This window comes from Cetobacterium sp., assembly GCF_051658645.1.
GTDB lineage: Bacteria > Fusobacteriota > Fusobacteriia > Fusobacteriales > Fusobacteriaceae > Cetobacterium_A.
Window position 1 is genome coordinate 56,292 of the sequence record NZ_JBOFMZ010000023.1, and the last position, 6,619, is coordinate 62,910.

The 6,619-nt window shown below is 29.8% G+C and carries 3 protein-coding genes; 1 reads left to right on the forward strand and 2 read right to left on the reverse strand.

The annotated features are described in order from the left end of the window. Nucleotides 1-19 precede the first annotated feature (19 nt). Nucleotides 20-5,680 carry a hypothetical protein gene (locus ACRCZX_RS01770; protein ID WP_438581228.1) on the forward strand — a complete coding sequence of 1,887 codons (5,661 nt, stop codon included), beginning with the start codon at nt 20-22 and terminating at the stop codon, nt 5,678-5,680. Nucleotides 5,681-5,706: 26 nt separating this feature from the next. Here the strand turns inward: ACRCZX_RS01770 and ACRCZX_RS01775 are convergent, their stop codons facing one another. Together ACRCZX_RS01775 and ACRCZX_RS01780 are read right to left on the reverse strand one after the other, a co-directional pair. Next, nucleotides 5,707-5,961: a GlsB/YeaQ/YmgE family stress response membrane protein gene (locus ACRCZX_RS01775; RefSeq protein WP_438581229.1), complete on the reverse strand. Its 255-nt coding sequence runs from the start codon at nt 5,959-5,961 to the stop codon at nt 5,707-5,709. A 116-nt stretch (nt 5,962-6,077) separates the two neighbouring features. After that, on the reverse strand, nt 6,078-6,619 hold a 542-nt coding region (locus tag ACRCZX_RS01780; protein WP_438581230.1), incomplete at its 5' end, for an RNA-guided endonuclease InsQ/TnpB family protein.

The window sequence follows — 6,619 nt, forward strand, 5'->3', positions numbered from 1 at the left end:
AAAAATTGAGGTGCAAGACGTGAAGAAACTAGTATTTTTATTTAAAGTATTTATGATCTTATTAATTTTACTAGAAACTCTGCATGCTAAAGATATAAATCCTTTAGAAGATTTTGAGTATAATATTTTAATTACAAACAACAGCAGCAATAAAAAAAATAATTTAAGAGTATTTGATGATTTTTCAAAAATTTTAGGTGAATTGGCAAATAATGGTGAAAATTATCTAGATTTAGTAGCACCAGCTTTTTTATCTTGGGACATCTATAGAGATGGTAAAAAGATAAATGTTGGTGAAAAAGAAGATTTAAATGATAAAATTCTAGAGCTAGAAAGCGGAGAGAGTGTAAAATATACTGTAGTTCTAAAACCTAATAAAAAGCTATTAAAACAAAAAATAAAAAACAGTGTATATATATATGAAAATGAGCAACTATTAGAAAAACAAAGTTATGAAAATGAGGTTTTAAGCTCAAAATTAAAGATTAAAAGAGAAGTAGATTCAGAATTTTATACTTTAGGAGGCTATCTAAATTATAAAGTAGAGGTATTAGCCGATGGGCCTGGATACTTAAACAACTATAAAATAGATGAAGATATTCAGAATGTTTTAGTTCAAACATTAAGTGGAGAAAAAGAGCCATTTTTAAAAGATGTTGAAATTAAAACAAATGAAAGTTCTGCTTTAAATAAAATAGATATACCGAGTGGAAAAGTATTGACGTATGAAATTAAGGGGCGAGTAAATGAAAACATTTTAGGCCATGTTCAATATAAAGGTTTAACTATTAAAAGTCCACCTTCAAAAATAGTTGCTAAAATTTTGAACGTAGAAAAGTATTCTCCTGGAAAATTATACACATACCGAGTAGAAGTAGAAAACGTTGGAGAGGGAAATGCTAGTGAAGTAGAGATAGATATACCGTTTCAAAAAAGTTTCACAAAAGATTGGACAGAAGAGTTAACAGAGTCGTTTTTTAAAACTCAGAATATTAAAGAAACTATAAGTTTAAAAAAACATGATAAAAAAGTAAAAAAATATTCTGTTAATATATCAAATTTTGTAGTTGGAGATATAGATTTAGATATAAAAGTCGGAGATACAGTATATAAAAATAGAATTAGCTCAGAACCACCAAAAATAGAAATTACTAATAAAATATTAGGCTATTTTGATAAAAACAAAAATAAAATAAACGATGGTTATACATCAGAAGGATATATAGATTATATTTTTAAAGTTCAAAACAAAGGCGCGGGGATTTTAAAAGACTATGATTTTAATCCAAATTTAGATTATGTAAAAACAGATTCTGTCGAAGCAGAAAAAATAGAGGCTTTTACATCAACAGAAATTAATACAAAAGCTGAAAAAAACGAGGGTGCTCGTTTGCTTCCAGGTGGATATATAGAGTATCGAGTTTTAGGCAGAGTAAATAAAAAAGCAGCGGGAGCTATTTATAAAAATACAACTAAAGCTGAGATGCTTCAAAGTAAGATAGAGCACAGCTTTTCGACTTCAAAAACCGAATATAAAGCTGGAGAAACTATAAAGTATAAAACAGTTTTAAAAAATAATAGCATGGGAACAGCATATTCTGAAGATTACAGAATGACTATAGACAGCGCATCAGTTTATGCATCAGGAGTTGAAAACAAAAAGGTAAATCCTTTTAAAGACAAAACGAGTATAAATAAAAAACCAATTATATACCCAGGTGAAGAGTTTGTTTTAGAAGTTGAAAAAACCACTAAAAATAATGTATTTGGAACTATAGAGGTAGAGTCAATTTATGGTGAAAGTATAAAATCGAATAAAATAGATTCGTATTCTGGAAAATTAGAGTTTTCAAATTCAATTAAAAGTGTAAATGGAAAGATATTTACATCTTCATCTCAGTACAAACCTGGAGATATGATAACCTATGAAGTTGTTTTGAAAAATGTAGGAGAGGGATTTTTAAATGATGTTGAGATTCTGAGCAACTTAGATAATGTCAAATCATACGTAAGTGGTTCAGATATAAAATCATCAGTTTTAGAAAATATAGATATAGATGTAAAAGCGAGTGATCCACGAACGGTTATAACTTCTAAAATGGGAGATAATTCTAGAAATATTCTTAAAAAAGTTGACTTTGCTCAAAAAAGTAGCATTACATTTAGAATATCTGCGATAGTTTCAGAAAAATCTTTAGGAAGTTTAAACGGATTAGAATTCAGTGTAAATTCAAAATTAAAAAAGAGTGAAGAGTTATCGAGCGTAGGCGGTTCTATAAGTGCAGAAAAAATACTGTTATCACCAGAAAATGGAGTCTATAAACCTGGTGATAAACTAAAGTATCGATTAGTTATTAAAAACTCTGGTGATGGATATGGACGTGGAATAACAATCCAAGATTTATTATCAGAAGTAACATCTGAAAGAGAAGATAAACATTATGGACGTGCTTTTTCAAATTGGAAAATCTCATATTTAGGAGCTACTCAAAACTCTTCTAAATTTCAAAAGTATACGTACTTAAAAAATGATATATCAAAATCCGAGGATTTAAATACAAAGGTAGATATTGGGCCTCGAGTTGAAATACAATTTTTAATTGAAGCTAGTATAGAGCCATCAGCAATAGGAGTTATAGAAAGTCCAGCTCAAATAGCTGGTGGTAAAAGTGAAAGTGGAACAATATATTTAAAACCTTTTACAGAATACTCTGAAAATGTTAAAGCTGAAAAAGGAGTTCGAGTAAAATTAAGTTCTAATAAAAGCGATATGAAACTTGGAGAAGTAGTCGGAATAACGGTGAATGTTCAAAATTTAACAAATGAAGATTACCAAAATTTATCACTTCAAAATATAATACCAAAAGGATTTCGATATTTAGAAGATGAATTTGAAGTTTTCAATTTAGCTAAAGGTGAAAGCTATAATAAAACATTTTACTTAAAAGCTACAGTAGGAGCGAGCATAGGAAAAAATATTTTTCAAAGTGTTGTTTTTAGTTCTGGTAAAAATATATCTAATTTAGCAGAAAGCAGTGTCGAAATAAGAGGTGATTCACTTTTAAATACAGCAACTATAATTGGTAAAGTTATTGATGAAAAAACTAAAAAAGGAATACCACATGCTATTTTATACACCCACTCTGGAATAGTTGTAGAAACCGATCGATTTGGAAGATTTCATTTACCAGACGAATGGAGTGATAAAACTTTTGGTGAAAACTATAGTATTAAATTAGATGAAGATAGTTTACCAGAAGGCAGTAAAATTAAAGGTAAAAATCCAATTATAAAAAGAATAACACCGTATTCGATTACAAAATTCAACTTTATAGTTGAAACACAAAATATTGAAAAGATAATTAAAGATAATGAAAAAATAGAAAAACAAAAATTAGAATATTCAGGAACAGGATTTGTAGATCTTTATATAGGCAAAAATTCAGAAAAAAGAAGAGGAACATATTTTGGTAAAATGAGTTATGGAGATTATAAACTAAAATTACATTTTGACACTGAAGATAAAAATACTTCAGGAATTTTAGAAAAAAATACAGGCGATGAGAATGTATATTATCCTACTTATGGAGATGATTCAAAAATAACTAAAGAGGTATCGACCGATGGAAAAATATATTTAAAGTTAGAGCATAAAGATTCAAGTTTTCTACTTGGTAAGTATTCAACTGATTTTACAGGAACAAGGTTTGCCGATTATAATAAAGAACTATATGGATTGAAAGGTGAATATAAAGAGGACGGTGTAAATGTAAAAGTTTTTCTAAGCACACCATCCGCATTATATGGACATGATGAATTTTTAGGAACATCAGGAAGCTTATACTTTTTAAAAAAACATGACATAGTAAAACAGAGCCAAAAAGTTTGGGTAAAGATAGTTGATTCTGAAACACATTTAGTAGATAAAATAATCTATCTTACAGAGGGAAAAGATTATGAAATAGATTCTTTTTTAGGAAGAGTAATGTTAACATCTCCACTTAGTGGAGGAGATAGCACGAGTAACTATGTTTATTTAGTTGTAGATTATAGTTATCTACCAAAAATTGAAGATTCAAGAGCTTCGTCAAACTATGGGTTTAAAACTTCTAAAAATCTAAATGAAAATATTGAAGTTGGAATTACTTCTTTACATGAAAATCGTGGGAAAACAGATTATGATTTAAAATCAGGAACGATAAAAATAAAAGATAAAAAAGGTAACTATATCGCTGCTGAAATGAGTATGAGTGACGGAGCTTTAAACACGGATAACTATTTATCTTTTGATGGTGGATTGACATTTCAGAAAATAGATAAAGATGAAAATAAAATCTCTGGAAATGCCTACAGAATGACAGCAGCATATAAACTACTAGAAGTTGCAGACTTGAAAGTTTGGTATGAACGAAAAGAGCGTGGTTATTCTTTTGCATCAGACTTAGAAAATAGATTTTATGAAACGTTTGGAACAGAGTTTAAATACGAGCATTCTAAAAAGTTAAGTAGTTACACAAAACTTCAATTTATAGATGAAATGATTTGGGGATCAAAACGAGAAAAAAAAGCAGGTGTTGGAACTAAGATAGAATATTTGTTAAATGAGAGTACAAAACTATATGGTGAAATTAAAGCTGGAATAAGTGAAACTATCTCTCTTGGTGTTGAAAAACGTGTCACAGATAGACTGAAAATAAATTCAATAAGCTCACTTCATAATTCATCAGCTAGTTTTGGATTATCTGGAGATTATCAACTTTCAGAGAGTTATAAAATCTATTCTGGTTATAGCTCTGATGGAGAGATAGATCGAGATAAATATACTGTAGGACAAAGAGCACGAGTTGGAGAACGAACAAATCTATATGCAGAAAACCAGTATATAACCGAGCGTGGTAATAGTGCAACTTTACAAAGCTATGGTTTTGATTTTGATTTAAAATCAGGTGTTGTAATTGGTGGAGCTGTGCAATATGGTAAAATTATTTTACCAAGTGATGAAACTAATAATCGAAGAAGTTTATCATTTTATTCGAGAGCACAACTTCAAAAAATACATCTAAAAAATAGATTTGAGTATCGAGAGGATACAGGAGCGGAAAAGATAAAACAATACTTTACTAAAAACTCTTTAACGTATAAATACACTGAAGAATACACTTTTAGAGCGACAATAAACTACTCATTTACCGAAGGCTCTTCTGAAGATAGCTTTATGGAAAATAGTTTTGGATTTGCTTATAGACCAACTGAAAATGATAGATTAAATTATCTGTCGAGATATGTAACTATTTTAGATCGAGATAGCTCAGCGAATAGAGATTTTAGTGCTTATATAGGAGAGTTTGAAAGTGTTTATTCTTTCAGAGAAAATTTAGATTTATCTTTAAAAAATGGTTATCGACGTGAAAAAGATATATATTTAAATGACCTTTATATGTTGGGGTTAAAAGCAAATTATACTCTTTTTAACAGTTGGGAAGTTTATGGACAATATCAGTGGCTTTTAGATCGAGCAAATGAAGATGTTTTAAATGGAGCAATATTTGGAATCTATAAAAATATAGATAAAAATATGAAAGTTGGAGGGGGATATAATTTTTCTGGATTTAAAGATTCGCTCGGCGAACAAGATTACAAAGTTGATGGATGGTTTTTAAATATAATAGGTAGTATATAAAAAGAGCCAATTGGCTCTCTTCTATACTATTTTTTTTGAATAAATTTTGAATAAACAAACAAAACAAGTAGAGCACCAGCAGCAGCAGTTATAATACTACCAAAGTTTAAACCTCCAACACTACCAATTCCAATAATTTTACCGATATAGCCACCAACTAAAGCACCAACTATTCCTAGACCAGCAGTCGCAAAAAATCCACCACCTTGAGTTCCAGGCATTATCCATTTAGCTAAAGCACCAGCTAAAACTCCAAGAATAATCCATGTAAAAAATCCCATAAAATCATCTCCGTGAACTACCCCACCCTAATAGAGGGTAGGGCTTCGTGGGAAGTATCTTAGCAACCTAAAATATATTGACCACGCTCAACGGTTAGTTCCTAACCTCATATGTTTTAATAAGCTAATAGAGTTCTACCAGCTTCACGAATGTTTATACTCGCATTTAAGTCACGGTCTATCTCAGAGTTACAACGCTCACACTTATAGACTCTTTCTGACAATGCTAATTCTGTTTTAATATTTCCACAAATTGAGCAAGTTTTTGAAGATGGAAACCACTTATCTATTTTTATAACCTGTTTACCTAAAAACATAGCTTTGTATTCTAGCATAACGGTGAATTTACCCCATGCGTTATCAGCGACAGATTTACTAAAGTTTAATGCTCTAATCATACCTCTCATATTGAGATCTTCTATGATAATAGCATTATACTTTGTAACTAGTTCTTTTGACAACTTATGTAGAAAATCTTTTCTACTGTTTTTAATAGATTGGTGGATTTTAGCAACTTTCAGTTTAGCCCTATTCCAGCTATTAGAGAATTTAACTTTACGAGATAGTTCTCTCGCAGCTTTAGCGAGTTTAGTTGATAATTTTCTAAAGAATCTTGGATAATCAGCTCTTTGGTTTTCAGAGCTAACGAACAATTCTT